At 31.3% G+C, this 13,673-nt stretch carries 18 protein-coding genes; 15 read left to right on the plus strand and 3 right to left on the minus strand.

Annotation, left to right across the window (positions count from 1 at the left end; genetic code table 11):
- The first annotated feature begins 57 nt into the window (after positions 1-57).
- The 9 genes from CN925_RS00140 to CN925_RS00175 all read left to right on the plus strand — a co-directional run bounded on the left by CN925_RS00140 (position 58) and on the right by CN925_RS00175 (position 8,667).
- Entirely contained in the window at positions 58-1,419 is a 1,362-nt protein-coding gene (locus tag CN925_RS00140; protein ID WP_098843741.1) for an NAD(P)/FAD-dependent oxidoreductase, read from the plus strand.
- Positions 1,420-1,449: 30 nt separating this feature from the next.
- On the plus strand, positions 1,450-2,100 hold the full coding sequence (locus tag CN925_RS00145) for a histidine phosphatase family protein (protein ID WP_098843742.1): 651 nt from the start codon (positions 1,450-1,452) through the stop codon (positions 2,098-2,100).
- 574 nt (positions 2,101-2,674) lie between these two features.
- The gene (locus CN925_RS00150; RefSeq protein WP_098843743.1) at positions 2,675-4,246 is read left to right on the plus strand and encodes an L-lactate permease; all 1,572 of its coding nucleotides are present in this window, start codon (positions 2,675-2,677) and stop codon (positions 4,244-4,246) included.
- Positions 4,247-4,478: 232 nt separating this feature from the next.
- Entirely contained in the window at positions 4,479-4,595 is a 117-nt protein-coding gene (locus CN925_RS00155) for a YjcZ family sporulation protein (protein WP_098843744.1), read from the plus strand.
- Between the two features lie 209 nt (positions 4,596-4,804).
- Positions 4,805-6,214 (plus strand): lysine 2,3-aminomutase, encoded by a 1,410-nt coding sequence (gene kamA, locus CN925_RS00160; RefSeq protein ID WP_098843745.1) that lies wholly within the window; start codon positions 4,805-4,807, stop codon positions 6,212-6,214.
- Positions 6,207-6,497 carry a YokU family protein gene (locus tag CN925_RS00165; protein WP_098843746.1) on the plus strand — a complete coding sequence of 97 codons (291 nt, stop codon included), beginning with the start codon at positions 6,207-6,209 and terminating at the stop codon, positions 6,495-6,497. The genes kamA and CN925_RS00165 overlap by 8 nt, the downstream gene beginning before the upstream one ends.
- 110 nt (positions 6,498-6,607) lie before the next feature.
- Positions 6,608-6,826: a YozE family protein gene (locus tag CN925_RS00170; protein ID WP_098843747.1), complete on the plus strand. Its 219-nt coding sequence runs from the start codon at positions 6,608-6,610 to the stop codon at positions 6,824-6,826.
- Positions 6,827-7,054: 228 nt separating this feature from the next.
- Positions 7,055-7,210 (plus strand): hypothetical protein, encoded by a 156-nt coding sequence (locus CN925_RS21120; protein WP_180232758.1) that lies wholly within the window; start codon positions 7,055-7,057, stop codon positions 7,208-7,210.
- Positions 7,204-8,667 (plus strand): recombinase family protein, encoded by a 1,464-nt coding sequence (locus CN925_RS00175; RefSeq protein WP_098843748.1) that lies wholly within the window; start codon positions 7,204-7,206, stop codon positions 8,665-8,667. The genes CN925_RS21120 and CN925_RS00175 overlap by 7 nt, the downstream gene beginning before the upstream one ends.
- Before the next feature lie 137 nt (positions 8,668-8,804).
- Here the strand turns inward: CN925_RS00175 and CN925_RS00180 are convergent, their stop codons facing one another.
- Both CN925_RS00180 and CN925_RS00185 read right to left on the minus strand, forming a co-directional pair.
- Positions 8,805-9,428 (minus strand): hypothetical protein, encoded by a 624-nt coding sequence (locus tag CN925_RS00180; RefSeq protein ID WP_098843749.1) that lies wholly within the window; start codon positions 9,426-9,428, stop codon positions 8,805-8,807.
- Between the two features lie 138 nt (positions 9,429-9,566).
- Positions 9,567-10,349 carry an alpha/beta fold hydrolase gene (locus tag CN925_RS00185; protein ID WP_098843750.1) on the minus strand — a complete coding sequence of 261 codons (783 nt, stop codon included), beginning with the start codon at positions 10,347-10,349 and terminating at the stop codon, positions 9,567-9,569.
- A 157-nt stretch (positions 10,350-10,506) separates the two neighbouring features.
- Between CN925_RS00185 and phaQ the strand changes: the two genes are divergently transcribed.
- The 4 genes from phaQ (at position 10,507) to CN925_RS00200 (ending at position 12,403) form a co-directional block, all read left to right on the plus strand.
- Positions 10,507-10,929 carry a poly-beta-hydroxybutyrate-responsive repressor gene (gene phaQ / locus CN925_RS00190; protein WP_098843751.1) on the plus strand — a complete coding sequence of 141 codons (423 nt, stop codon included), beginning with the start codon at positions 10,507-10,509 and terminating at the stop codon, positions 10,927-10,929.
- Positions 10,926-11,498: a hypothetical protein gene (locus CN925_RS00195; protein ID WP_098843752.1), complete on the plus strand. Its 573-nt coding sequence runs from the start codon at positions 10,926-10,928 to the stop codon at positions 11,496-11,498. The genes phaQ and CN925_RS00195 overlap by 4 nt, the downstream gene beginning before the upstream one ends.
- Positions 11,499-11,635: 137 nt before the next feature.
- Positions 11,636-11,770, plus strand: coding sequence for a hypothetical protein (locus CN925_RS21485; RefSeq protein ID WP_286138223.1), 135 nt, complete (start codon positions 11,636-11,638; stop codon positions 11,768-11,770).
- Between the two features lie 57 nt (positions 11,771-11,827).
- Positions 11,828-12,403 carry a hypothetical protein gene (locus tag CN925_RS00200; RefSeq protein WP_069032034.1) on the plus strand — a complete coding sequence of 192 codons (576 nt, stop codon included), beginning with the start codon at positions 11,828-11,830 and terminating at the stop codon, positions 12,401-12,403.
- A gap of 13 nt (positions 12,404-12,416) precedes the next feature.
- Here the strand turns inward: CN925_RS00200 and CN925_RS21125 are convergent, their stop codons facing one another.
- The gene (locus CN925_RS21125) at positions 12,417-12,572 is read right to left on the minus strand and encodes a hypothetical protein (protein WP_180232759.1); all 156 of its coding nucleotides are present in this window, start codon (positions 12,570-12,572) and stop codon (positions 12,417-12,419) included.
- A 150-nt stretch (positions 12,573-12,722) separates the two neighbouring features.
- Here CN925_RS21125 and CN925_RS00205 point away from each other — a divergent pair, with 150 nt between their 5' ends.
- Together CN925_RS00205 and CN925_RS00210 are read left to right on the plus strand one after the other, a co-directional pair.
- A complete protein-coding gene (locus CN925_RS00205; protein WP_069032035.1) occupies positions 12,723-12,899 on the plus strand; it encodes a YozD family protein in 177 nt (58 codons plus the stop codon).
- 87 nt (positions 12,900-12,986) lie between these two features.
- Entirely contained in the window at positions 12,987-13,610 is a 624-nt protein-coding gene (locus CN925_RS00210) for a phosphatase PAP2 family protein (RefSeq protein WP_098843753.1), read from the plus strand.
- Positions 13,611-13,673: the final 63 nt, after the last annotated feature.

Below are 13,673 nucleotides of genomic sequence, written 5' to 3' on the forward strand. Positions count from 1 at the left end.
AAGTATCGTTACTATTGTACAATTAGAATAAGTGAATAATTCAAGTAGGTGAATAAGATGTATGATATTACAATTATCGGTTCGGGTGTAAGTAGTATTTTTTTAGCATATACATTATTAGAATCAAATCAAAAAGTATTGATTCTTGAAAAAGGACAATCATTAAAGGAAAGAACCTGTGCAATAGACAATGGCGGGTTATGCAATTGCGATGTTTGTGGGAAATATTATGGCTTTGCAGGGCTTGGTAAATCAGAAGGGAAATTTAACTATTCATGTGATTTTGGAGGAGAATTAGCTCAAAAGGTAGGTAGAGAAAATCTTGAACTATTAATGAAAGAGGTTGACGATTTATTGTGCCTTTTTGGGGGAGATTCGGTAGAAAAATATTCAACTGTAAATGAAAAATTGGCTAAAAAAGCAAAAGATTGCAAGTTACATATGTTAACGACAGAAGTTAGACATCTCGGTACGCGTCTTTCTACGGAAATATTCCAACGACTCTATAACGAATTAGCTAGTAGGATTGATATTCGCTTTGAAGTAGATACTCTAGCTATTAAAGCTAAGGATCATCGATTCTATTTGGAAACCAACTTAGGAAAATTCGAATCTAAAAATGTAGTATTTGCTACAGGCAGGTCCGGAACTGAATGGTTAAATGATCAGTGTACTTCACTTGGGGTTAAACAAGGAAGAACTCGTTTAGATCTAGGGATTAGAGTTGAAATGAAAGAACAACAGCTTCGATCTATTTTACAAGATACATTCGAAACGAAACTTGCTTTTGAATATGACGAATTGATTTCAACGACTTATTGTATGAATCCTAAAGGTAGAATCGTTCGAAAGTTTCAAGAAGGATTAGTTATGCCCGACGGACAAAATTTTAAAGAAAAAGAATCAGGAACAACTAATTTAAATTTTACTTTATTTACTCCTAACTATTTTCCTTCACTTAAGGAAGCGAATCTTTACGCTAATAATATTATCGGAAAAATAAATAATGGTTCAGATCGTATTGTCGTTCAACGATTAGGTGATTTACTTAATGGTGAGCCTACAACTAATGTGAAAATGGAGAAAAACAATATAAAACCAACATTAAATGCCGATTGCGGTGACCTTAAAAATGAAGTTCCCAATTTATATTTGAATATTTTACAAGGATTTTTGAATCAATTAGAAGAATTTATTGGAGAGAGAATTGATGAGGATACACTTCTCTACGGAATAGATGGGAAGTTTTATTCACCGATGATCGAAACCAATTCAAACTTTCAAACGAGTTTAGATGGGTTATTTGTAATTGGAGATTGCTCTGGAGTTACTCATTCGTTATCTCAAGCAGCGGCTAGTGGAATCTATTTAGGAAAGATATTGGCAAAAAAAGATCAATATTTAACTTGTATTAATTAGGTTTTTTAAATTCACAATGTGGGTGATTAGATGAAAAATAGAATTCATTTATATTTAATTAGACATGGTGAAACTTATTTAAATCGTTATAAAAGAATGCAAGGCTGGGCCGATAGTCCATTAACAGAAGAAGGAAAACTAGTTGCGATAGAATGTGGAAATAAGTTGTCACAGATACAGTTTGACCGTGTTTATACTAGCGATTTAGGTAGAACTGTTGAAACAGCAGAACTGATTTTACAGCAAAACAGTTACAAAACTCCTGTAATTAGAAAAACAAAAGCATTCCGCGAGTCCTTTTTTGGTAGTTTTGAGGGAGAATTCTCTGCAGTAGCCTTAGGGAAAGTCGCAAATGATCACGGCTATTCTTCCTTTAGAGAACTATTAAGAAATCGGTCTTTAGAAGATATTACAAATTTTATCAAAGAGTCTGATCCATACCATCATGCTGAGAGTTATTCTGAGCTATGGAATCGCATTGAAAAAGGTCTAAATGAACTAATTATCGAAAATAAAAATAACGATGAGAACGTATTAATTGTCACTCATGGGAATATAATTCGCAATATTGTAAAAAAGTTTTCAGAAGAATTTAATATTGAATTAGAAATAAAAAACGCTAGTATAACAATCTTAGAATACACATCTGATACGTATAAAGTAATTTCTTTTAATCAATAATCCACTAAGTACCTAAAATCAAAACCACTAGATACCGTGTAAAAAGAGAAGGATAAACATTCTTTCTCTTTTTTTGTAGTTCAAAATCAATCTTTTACTTACTATTTTTTACTGATGATAGAGTAAAATTGCTTAATTGTCTATCTGTTCTTAGAAAAGATCAGTGTAGTTTATTTTTTCCAGGGTTCATTTTTAAGTTCATCTATCTAATGATTGATTTGATAAATGGAAAGAAATAGTCAAGATAAGAGTAGAGCAAAAAACGAAAATAAAATTTACCTAGTTTTCCCATAAATGGAAATAATCGTTTATTGTTATGTACTAATACTTAGTATAAAATTATGTTTGTTAATTACTTCACAAATTAAAAGTGGGAATTAGTAAAATTATTTATTTTTTTGATGCTTTTTGTGAAATGTTTCACAAATAGGAATATATGTAGAAATAATATTAATTATTTTATAAGGGAATAGTAAAAAAATAATATTTGTGAAGTTATTGAACAAAATGGGTAGGTTCGAAGCTAGATTTTGAAACATTAAAGCAAAAGAAACTGAACAAAGGAGAAAACCAAATGTTAGTAGATAGTTTTAATCCATTTGATAATCTTGCAATTTCAGCACTAGTTGCGGCTATACCGATTCTTTTATTTCTTTTATGCTTAACCGTATTAAAAATGAAAGGAATCTATGCAGCGTTATTAAACCTTGGCATTACGTTTATAATTGTAATTACGATTTTTAAATTACCAATTGGTGAGTCAATCGGAAGTGTCACCCAGGGAACTATTCAAGGATTATGGCCAATTGGTTATATTATTGTAATGGCTGTTTGGTTATATAAAATAACAGTAGAGTCTGGAAAGTTTGATATTTTACGTAGCAGTATAGTAGGTATTTCTAGTGATCAACGAATCCAGTTTTTATTGATTGGATTTTGTTTTAACGCATTTCTTGAAGGAGCAGCAGGATTTGGAGTACCGATTGCTATTTGTGCAGTATTATTAGTTTCGATCGGTTTTAAACCATTACAAGCAGCTATGCTATGTTTAATTGCAAATGGTGCTTCAGGTGCGTTTGGGGCTATTGGAATACCAGTGGGAATTATTGATACATTTGGATTACATGGTGTTACTTCAATGAAAGTTTCAATCATGACAGCATTAACATTACCGATTATTAATTTTACGATTCCATTTCTATTAATTTGGTTAATCGATGGATTTAAAGGAATTAAAGAAATTTTACCAGCAATTTTAGTAACGTCTATTACTTATACAATTTCTCAGGCAATTATGACAATCGTATTAGGTCCAGAGTTAGCAGATATTATTCCTTCATTATTAACAATGGGTGTTTTAGCATTATTTCTTAAAAAATGGCAACCTAAAAATATTTTCTTACTAAATGGGAAGGAATTTAAAATTGAATCATATTCAATGGCTGATGTGATTAAAGCATGGTCACCATTTTATTTACTAACAATTTTCGTATTAATTTGGAGCTTAAAAGCATTCAAAGGTTTATTCGCTGTAAGTGGAGCATTAGCTTCAACCGTTATAAAATTCGTTGTTCCAGGTTCAACAATAAATGTCAGTATTGATCTAATCGGGGCAACAGGTACTGCAATATTACTGGCAGCACTCGTTACAATTTTTACTTCAAAATCAATAAATTTAGGGAAGGGTTTAGCTCTTCTCAAAAAAACAATTTCTGAATTTTGGATACCGATCATAATGATTTGTGCAATTATTAGTATTGCGAAATTGATGACATATGGAGGATTAACAAGTGCTTTAAGTCAAGCAGTTGCCCATACTGGGGCGGTATTTCCATTCTTATCTCCAATTTTAGGTTGGATTGGGGTATTTATGACTGGTTCTGTCGTAAATAATAATACTTTATTTGCTCCAATCCAAGTTTCAGCAGGTAATATTTTAGGTACAAATCCTTCGTTATTAGTATCAGCAAATACTGCAGGTGGGGTAATAGCAAAACTAGTTTCACCTCAGTCAATTGCAATCGCAACAGCTGCAGTAGGTGAAACAGGTAATGAATCGTCATTAACAAAGATGACGTTAAAATACAGTTTTGGATTACTAGCATTTGTTTGTATTTGGACATATATATTATCACTTTTTTATTAAGTAAAAGAGTCTTGAGAGATGTTTTCTCAAGACTTTTTATTTCTTAAGGCTGGTTTTCCGAAAATAGTTTATGATTGATTGCCCATTAATTTTAGCACTATAAAAACAGTTTATGTATAATCAACTATTTAATTACTCTAGAAATATAGACAAATGCCTATGTAACAAGGATTGTGAACCTTACATATACTTTATTGTGATTTCTAAAAGTTTAGTGAAGGAGGCAATCTACATGAAGGGATATTCACCTTACTACGGCGGAGGCTACGGGTGTGGCGGAGGATTTGCGTTAATCGTTGTATTGTTTATTTTATTAATTATCATCGGTGCGTCATTTGTAACTTGCTAAAAACTATGGAGCGTCAGCCACAGAGATACCGACTAACAAATTAGTTAGTCGGTTTATTTCATTTTAGACAAAAATTATTACGTCTTTCTTAGTTTTACTGTTTTCACCAACTTTTTATGTAATGCATATAAAGAAGTAGGTATATAACTAGAAATTTTTACTTAAATTTTGTAAATGTAAATTGTCCTATTAAACAAGGAGGACCATAAATGAAAAATCAGCTTTATAAACCTCAAAGACATTGGAAAGATATTCCTTTATGGAAAGATGTTACGGATGAACAATGGAATGACTGGCTATGGCAATTAACGAATACAGTCAGAACATTGGATGACTTGAAACAAGTGATTGATTTAACGGAAGATGAAGAAGAAGGGGTGAGAATATCAACGAAAACAATTCCACTAAATATTACGCCATACTATGCTTCTTTAATGAATCCAACTGATCCACGATGTCCCATTAGAATGCAATCTGTACCAATAAGTAAGGAATTATATAAAACAAAGTATGATGCAGAAGATCCACTAGGAGAGGATGATGATAGTCCAGTTCCTGGATTAACTCATCGATATCCAGATCGAGTGCTTTTTTTAGTTACTAATCAATGTTCCATGTATTGTCGCTACTGTACAAGACGTCGATTCTCTGGGCAAATTGGTATGGGAGTACCGAAAAAACAATTAGATGAGGCTATTGCATATATACGTAACCATGAAGAAGTAAGGGACGTACTTATTTCGGGTGGAGATGGATTATTAATTAATGACAATATTTTGGAATATATTTTAAAGAATTTAAGAGCAATTGATCATGTGGAAATTATTAGAATTGGCACGAGAGCACCCGTAGTCTTCCCGCAAAGAATTACTGAAAACTTATGTGAAATATTAAAAAAATACCATCCTGTATGGTTAAACACACATTTTAATACGAGCATTGAAGTAACCGAAGAAGCAAAAAAAGCATGCGAAATGCTTGCAAATGCTGGGGTTCCAGTTGGGAACCAATCAGTTATTTTAACAGGAATTAATGACAGCGTACCAATTATGAAAAAGTTAATGCATGATTTAGTAAAAATAAGAGTCAGACCTTATTATATCTATCAGTGCGATTTATCAGAAGGAATTGGTCATTTTAGAGCACCAGTTGCAAAAGGGTTGGAGATTATTGAGGGGTTACGTGGGCATACATCTGGTTATGCAGTACCTACGTTTGTAGTAGATGCACCAGGTGGAGGAGGTAAAATCTCACTTCAACCAAATTATATCGTCTCACAAAGCAGTAAAAAAACAGTATTAAGGAATTTTGAAGGTGTCATCACATCCTATCCAGAGCCTGAAAACTATAAAGAGGATACGGCAGAAGAGTATTTCTCACTAGTTTATCCTGATTATTTAAATAAGGCAGCTAAGGTTGGTATTGCTAGTATCATGAATGATCAAGTGCAAAGTCTTATTCCATCAGATTTAGAAAGAATGAAAAAGAGAGAACAATATCAGACAGATCCAACACATAATTCCTTAAAAAATAAACGAGAAAAAAGGGATGAATTAAAAGAGAAAAAGTTTCAATCACAAATTCAAAAAATGGATGGAAGTGTAAAAAAAGATGAATAATACTTTAAAATGTGATTGGTGTGGTGAGGAAAAAGCATCCGAAACAAAATCAGTTGTACATTGGGAATTGCCAGATGGTTCACGAGCAATCACAATTACAGAGGTACCATCCTTTCATTGTGATCAGTGTAAATTTACCTATCAAAAGGAAGATATGGTCAAATCGATAGAAGATCAGTTATTTCTCATTTCAACAAAATTACTTCCGGTTTCAGTTACATTTGATGAATTAATGAAGCAGCCAAGACTATTAAAAAGAAATTATTTTGACTTCTCGTCATAGAACGAGTATTTTTAAACTATAAAACAAATCTGTAATTGTAAAAAATATTCAAAAAGTACAAAGATTTTTAGAATAAAAGACAAAATAAATCATAAAACTGAGGGAGAATCATGAGAAAGTCATTTTACCACTATATGATGAAACATCGAAACTATAAAATTCCTAATGAAATTGGACTATTGGCAGATCATCTTTTTAATGATCACTCATTTCCAAAACATTCTTCAAGCTATGATGAAATTAGCTCGTATTTAGAGTTTGATGGTACTTTCCATCAATCGATGAGCGTATTTGATGAAGCATGGAACTTATATTTAGAAGATCAATAAGATGTGACTTAGTTTACCTAAGTTGCATCTTTTTTTATTGGAAGCTTATTCAATCACCCTTTTTGTATTGATTCTACCATTTCTGAAACTAGCTATTTATTTCTTACCTATAAAATAGGCTAATCCCTTTTTTTATTTACGATGAAAATGACAGACAATTATTTATTGGTTGCATAGTATACAGTAAAAACGAATTAGTCACGACGAATGGAGAAGGAGGTAAGAAGTATGACAAAGAAAAAACAACCAAAATATAACGTAGATGATATTGTCGTGATTACGTTATATGGTACTGTCGGTAAGATAACAAATATTAACTTTCTATTTTTACTGGGAATGAAACCCTTACGTAAAATGCATAATGCTATGGTGATCTCATGTTAGCAGCTATTTATCTCAGGCTATCAAGAAATGAAGAACAAAAAGATGTAGATGAAGTTTTACTTAATCATAAAAATGCTTTGATTAAGCTTGCCAATCAACATCATTTAAAATATATCATTTATCAGGAGATTTCGAGTGGTGTAAATACGGATCGTGAACAATTAAATTTATTACTTAAGAAAATACATGAATTTGATTATTTGATTATTATGGATATCGATCGACTTTCGCGTGATAATGCACATGCAGAACAAATCAAGCAAGTATTAATCTTAAATGATATTAAAATATTAACTCCACAAGGTAAAATAGATTTATCACAGGAAACGAATGAAATGTTATTTTCATTCCAAGCAGTATTGGCTAATTTTGAATATAAGCAGATTAAGAAGCGGTTATCAAGAGGTAGGTTAGCAGCAGCGGAGCAAGGAAAATGGGTGATGAGTAATAAGACCCCACTTGGATATCGTAAAAACGCTGATAAAAAATTAGAAATAATTGAAGACGAAGCGAAGATTATTCGGCTAATATTCGAAAAATCGTTAGAACGAGTTTCTGTAAATGAAATAGCAAGGCAATTAAATAGGTTAAATTGGAGGAGCCGACAAGGTAAAATCCTCACTACAGCACATATTAGCCAATTACGTACGAATCCTGTATATTATGGGGCAATACAGGCTAGAAGACGTATTCATAATAAAATTATTGATGAAGTATTTATCGAAAATGCGCATGAGGCAATCATAACTAAAGAGCAATTTTTTGCCGTCCAATCGATAGTAGAAAATAATAAAAATGTTTATTTTCAAAATAAAAAAGCAGTCCGCAGGTTACAAAATTTAATCTACTGCAATTGCTGTGGGCGGAAGAGATATATTCAAAAAGATCGTTCAAATACTGATTTTATAAAATCATGTTCATATAAAATATCAAACAATCAGTGTAAAGATCGGGGCTATAAATATCAAGAAGTTGAAAAATTTGTTTTAAAGTGCATTAAAGAAAAAAAGTCAGAGCTAGAGAACGCGCTAAAAATGCTAGATTCTCAGAAAACAATCGAACTCGAACAGAGACTAATGACTGAACTCGTCTCATTAAATAAACAAAAGGATAAGATAAATAAGCGAAAGAATAATATTAGAGAAATGAGAATGGATGGAGAAATTACTAAAAAGGAATATGAAGAATTAAAAAATGAACTGATCGTTCAAATGAATCAAATAACTGAGCAAATTGAACTCTATCAGACCCAAATAGAAAATTTAAAAAATAATAATCCTAAAAAAATAGAAAAGATCATTGAAACGATCGAAAATTTAGAAGTGATCGATCCTGAATTATGCAATCATTTTTTAAAAACATTTATTCATAAAATATGGTTTAGTAGTAATATGGATTCAAGTCATGATACAACTAGAAGTAAGGAAATTGCCACTATAAAAATAGAATGGATTTAATACTCAAGCTACCATTCTATTAAACGAATAATATCATGTTCGGTTTTTTTAGAATCTTAAAGTTAAAATAAAAAGTTCAGTTAACCATCTTTGAAAAGATTGAACTGAACTTTTTTTGTAATGCATTTATTAATAATTTATCTGTTATTGATCAATCGAACTAATTCATTAAAATATTTTTCAGCTTCCTTTGTACTTCTTGCACATTTTAACCTTTTCATTAAAATATTGTAATGCAAATCAACTTCTTCATTTGTTGAATCTTTCGTGCTGTCATCCTCATTATTTTGTTCGATGCCATCGACTACACCAGTATCTGTTTGATGCATATTGCCATTGTTCATTTCAGGGGCACTAGTCTTTTTGATCTCAGTTTTCGCTTTCTCCATTTCTTCTAGCGTTGAACTAAAATCAATGATTTTATTATTAACGTTTTTATCAACCAATTTTTCTAAATAAGCACCGCCACTAACTCCACAAATAAAAGCATAAATGATAACTGATACGGGAGTTTGGTCATTTGTTGTTAGAACAGCAATTAGGTAAGATATACAACCTGCCATAGCACCAAGAATTATTTCTCGCTTTGATCCTAGTGAATACCTTTCTCTACCATCAGAATCTTTAAATCGATAACTTCTAATATAGCCCTCATTAGCTAATAATATATTGGCATAACCACCGATTGCACCAATTAATATTGATAGAAAAGTCAAAAATAAATCATTAGATGATAATGTATCCAGCCAATTTTCGTACATTTTCATCCCCTCCCGTTTTTGTTACACTATATGGAGGCTTTTTTAAGAATAGTACAATTAGATACAATCAGTTTAGGAGGTCATTTTTTCTATATTTGCATGGCTAATTAGGTAAATCTAGATTGTTAGAAATTAAGTTTAAATCTTAACGGGTTCTTGTTTATTTAAAAAAGAGCGGATCGTTTGGTTAAATTTTTCTGCTGCTTCCATTTTTGTAACATGGCCAGTATTTTTGAAAATAACTAATTTTGAATTTGGGATACTTTTATGCATAATTAATTGGAGCCATACTGGCGTAATCGGATCATATTGACCACCAATTATTAGCGTTGGTACGGTTATATTTGGTAACAATTCTCTATTATCAACCTTAAAACACGCTCTCATTGACTGGTCATAACTTTCTGGATTTGGGCGATAATATTGTTTGAATTGTTGTATTGATTCTTTTTCCCATGAAAAAAGGCATGTTCGTGCGGTCATCTCTTTTAACTGTTGAGGAGTGAAAATTTTTGAACGAAACTCTTTAAAATGGATAAACCATAGTCCTAGTAATCTAGGAGCAAAATGAAATGTACTAACTAAAATTAAAGAGCGACATCTTTTGGGTGCTTGGCGATAAATCTCTTGTGCAACAGTACCACCCATTGATAAGCCTAATATATGTGCGCTTTCAATTCCTAATTCATCCATTAAATCAAGTACATCTTTTGCGAAATTCTTCATTGATATTCCTTCAGTCAAATCATTTTCTCCATGGCCACGCAAATCAGGTATAATTAAATCGAATTCATTTGCTAGTTCATATTGTTTAAACCAGCTTTCTTTAACTTCTCCAAGACCATGAATTAATATGAGAGGTTCTCCTGTACCTAATCGGTCATAAAACAGTTTGATCCTTTCAGTTGTTATAACGTACAATTTTATCACTCCTTTGCCACTTTTTTATAACTATTTAACGAATAAACGGTATGATTTGAGTTTTTTGAAAATTTACACTAAATTATATTTACTATATTGACGCTATATTCATATATGTGTAAAATACACCTATAGATTTTTTATAGAGGTGTTACCTATGAACAATGAAAAAGATAAAAATATTACTCCATCTAAAAACTTTATTATGCCTTTTATTCTTCTACTCCTTAGTCGGATGACACTTCATGGCTATGATCTAATTCAAAAGCTCCACGCATTCGGGTTTCAAACACTTGACCAAGGAAATTTATATCGATTATTAAGGCAACTAGAGAAAGATAATCTTGTCCAATCAAAATGGGACACGAAAGGAAGCGGACCTGCTAAGCGCTGTTATTCAATTACAGAAGCTGGAAAGGCATACTTAACAAGTAATGCAAGACAACTTGAACTTTATCAATCAATGCTTGATCAATTTTTCAAAATGTACTCAAGTTTTCTTGAGCTCTACATGCCTCCAATACAAAGAGAGGATAAAATAAAGAAAAATTCGGATCCAAAAGAGGAGGAAGAAGTTTGACGATACAGAAAACTTCAAAACAAAAGGCGGAAGTTCAAAAAGAAGAGAAAGTAGAAAACTATTTCATGGATCCTTTTTTAAATACAATATGGGATCAATATGAAAGTAGTTTGACATACTTAAGAGACAGTAGGGAACAAAGATTAAATTCGTTGATGAAAGTGTTAAAAGAAACAAGAAAATTTAATGAGAAATATCGTAATGCAGTTAACGGCTTATATGAAGAAATAAAGTACTTTCATAACCAAATAAATGCAAATACTTCGCAAATTATCGTTGCAATAACAGATAAATCTTCAGAAGTTCAATCAGCTGATAATCTATTTGAAGAAACGGCATATAAATTTTGGGAGCTATTATCTACTCCATTCAAAGCCTCAGTTGAGTTAATTGAAAAAGTAGAAGAGCAATATGAACAAACAGGAAAATACTACATAGAGGGTTTAAAGGAAAGAAATCGAGTTTGGTCGTCATTAAATGAACATTACTTGCAATCTTTAAGAGCAGCACATACGAACTTTAACCATCGCATTGAGGATAGCTTTAAAATATATGCATCAGTTAAATAATTGTAGTCTTCACATTAAAAACAACTCATTTTAATCAGAAGAGTTGTTTTTTTATGCCTTTTAATTTAGTCGTACAATTCCTAACTCATTGAACTATAGACTAGTCATTTGAATAGTCTATAAAGGGGTGTTTCTTCATGAATCAGTTTAAATATGAAGAAATAGGAACGTTAAATGCAAAACTTGCTGCAGAAGCATTACTAAAATTAGCCATTAAAATAAAAAGTGATGAGATTAAAATAAATTCATCTGATAAGCCGCTCCCAACTTGAGTGGCCTTTTTATTTAACATAGCCAATAAAAATAGAAAGTTAATAAATATTAAACTGATGGACGGCGTTTTTGTTTATGAAGTCAATAATCATGACGGACTTTATGTTGAGAATACTCTTCAACTTCTCAACGAATATGATGGAAAAAAACTTGAAAAAGAATGGATTGAAGTAAATTATTCATTTTCTTTCGGGGATCTTGTTCAAGTAAATGGTTATGAAAAAGAAATTTTTCGAATTGTAGGGTACCGTACAGAGGTTTGGCGATATAAAAATGACGCGTGGGAAGACACGATTTACGAACTAGCGCGTATTACTGATGGAGAATGGTTAGAGGCTGATGAAACTGATTTAACCCTAATTGCATCAGCACAAACTGCTAATGCGATTCTAAAAAAACTAAGAAATGATAAAAATGGCATTACAAAATTAGACTTAGAAAAACTTCGCTCAATGAATGATTTTAATAAAAACAGAAATAAAACAACAAAACAAGAAATAATTGATGGATTATTAGATATATATAATGATTACGCAGTTTTATATTCAATCTTCCAAGATGAAGAATATAAAATTGTGATGGATCTAGTGCTTAAAAACTTAAATAAATTCTCAGAAAAGAAAACAAATTGAGAGAGAGGATATTCTACAATAATTGTAGAATTATATGAATCGAAAAAGGTATGCCTATCCCTATTAAAATAAAAAATGCGATTGTCGTCAGTTTTTCAACAGCTTCTTCAAACATTTCATCATTAAACATCATTTCTTTTAGATTATTTAGCTTGTCCATTTTGATCATTGGAATCGCTCCTTTAACATGTTTTAATTGAATATATGCTTGTCAATGTTGTATTATGCTAAAGGTTACATATTAATATTTTTTTAGCTTGGTAAGGTTTTTTTCATATTTTCTCATTTTTCACATATTAACTAGTAAGGGGTGATGCTAGTGAAAGAAATTGAGGTAGTTATTGATACGGAAGAAATAGCAGAATTTTTCTATCAACAGCTCATTCAGCGAGGATATGTTCCTGAGGAAGAGGAGATTGAAGAACTAGCGGATATTACTTTTGAGTACTTACTGGAAAAATGTATGATTGATGAAATTGATGAGGAAGAAGAATAGTCATGAAAGTGGCGACGGGAACTCTCGTCGTTTTTCTTTTGTGTATCCAAAGTACAAGCATTACTAGAAATTATATTGGAGGGTTATATGAAAAAAAATAATTGGATACTAATTTTTACAGCTATTTTTCTATTTGTTATTTTAGGACTAATCTATGATTCGCAAATGATTCGAAATTTAGACAATTTGGCGTTTAAATTCTTTGAATTCATACGAACAGATGCACTGGATTCATTTTGTTATTTTTTAAGAGATTTTGGTTCTTCAAAGATGTATTTAACGATTGCAGTTATTGTTTTAGTTTATTCTATTATACGTAAGCGTATTTGGAGTGGTTTATCATTAATGGTTACATTATTGACGGCTAGAGCGGTTGTTTCCTTATTAAAAGATTTATATGAAAGACCACGACCAAGTTCAATGTACTATGTGGAAGGTGGATTTAGTTTTCCAAGTGGACATGCGGTTATGGCAACATGCTTCTTTTTAACAGTAGGCTTTATTCTAATTGCCATTCAACCAACAATGATGAAACACAAAAAAATGATTCAATTGATCGTTCTTTTAATGATATTTTTAATATCAATGAGTAGAATTTACCTGCATGTTCATCATTTCTCAGATATTATTGCTGGTTGGTTAGTAGGATATGCATGGTACAGTATTTGTAAAAATGTATTTATCAATTTACATGAAAGAAAGCAGATTTAATTGAATATGAAAACATTACACCTATGATCGGAATGATATAGGTGTTCCTTTTTGTTTTTGGCT

Source organism: Bacillus sp. AFS055030 (genome assembly GCF_002574545.1).
Classification (GTDB): domain Bacteria; phylum Bacillota; class Bacilli; order Bacillales; family Bacillaceae_G; genus Gottfriedia.

Bases quoted from the DNA above. Each gene is read 5' to 3' on its own strand.
- CN925_RS00145 (WP_098843742.1), top strand. From the start codon at position 1,450: ATGAAAAATAGAATTCATTTATATTTAATTAGACATGGTGAAACTTAT.
- phaQ (WP_098843751.1), top strand. From the start codon at position 10,507: ATGAACAATGAAAAAGATAAAAATATTACTCCATCTAAAAACTTTATT.
- CN925_RS00180 (WP_098843749.1), bottom strand. From the start codon at position 9,428: ATGTACGAAAATTGGCTGGATACATTATCATCTAATGATTTATTTTTG.
- CN925_RS00200 (WP_069032034.1), top strand. From the start codon at position 11,828: ATGGACGGCGTTTTTGTTTATGAAGTCAATAATCATGACGGACTTTAT.
- CN925_RS21125 (WP_180232759.1), bottom strand. From the start codon at position 12,572: ATGATCAAAATGGACAAGCTAAATAATCTAAAAGAAATGATGTTTAAT.
- CN925_RS00140 (WP_098843741.1), top strand. From the start codon at position 58: ATGTATGATATTACAATTATCGGTTCGGGTGTAAGTAGTATTTTTTTA.
- CN925_RS00155 (WP_098843744.1), top strand. From the start codon at position 4,479: ATGAAGGGATATTCACCTTACTACGGCGGAGGCTACGGGTGTGGCGGA.
- CN925_RS00170 (WP_098843747.1), top strand. From the start codon at position 6,608: ATGAGAAAGTCATTTTACCACTATATGATGAAACATCGAAACTATAAA.
- CN925_RS00210 (WP_098843753.1), top strand. From the start codon at position 12,987: ATGAAAAAAAATAATTGGATACTAATTTTTACAGCTATTTTTCTATTT.
- CN925_RS21120 (WP_180232758.1), top strand. From the start codon at position 7,055: ATGACAAAGAAAAAACAACCAAAATATAACGTAGATGATATTGTCGTG.
- CN925_RS00175 (WP_098843748.1), top strand. From the start codon at position 7,204: ATGTTAGCAGCTATTTATCTCAGGCTATCAAGAAATGAAGAACAAAAA.
- CN925_RS21485 (WP_286138223.1), top strand. From the start codon at position 11,636: ATGAATCAGTTTAAATATGAAGAAATAGGAACGTTAAATGCAAAACTT.
- CN925_RS00165 (WP_098843746.1), top strand. From the start codon at position 6,207: ATGAATAATACTTTAAAATGTGATTGGTGTGGTGAGGAAAAAGCATCC.
- kamA (WP_098843745.1), top strand. From the start codon at position 4,805: ATGAAAAATCAGCTTTATAAACCTCAAAGACATTGGAAAGATATTCCT.
- CN925_RS00150 (WP_098843743.1), top strand. From the start codon at position 2,675: ATGTTAGTAGATAGTTTTAATCCATTTGATAATCTTGCAATTTCAGCA.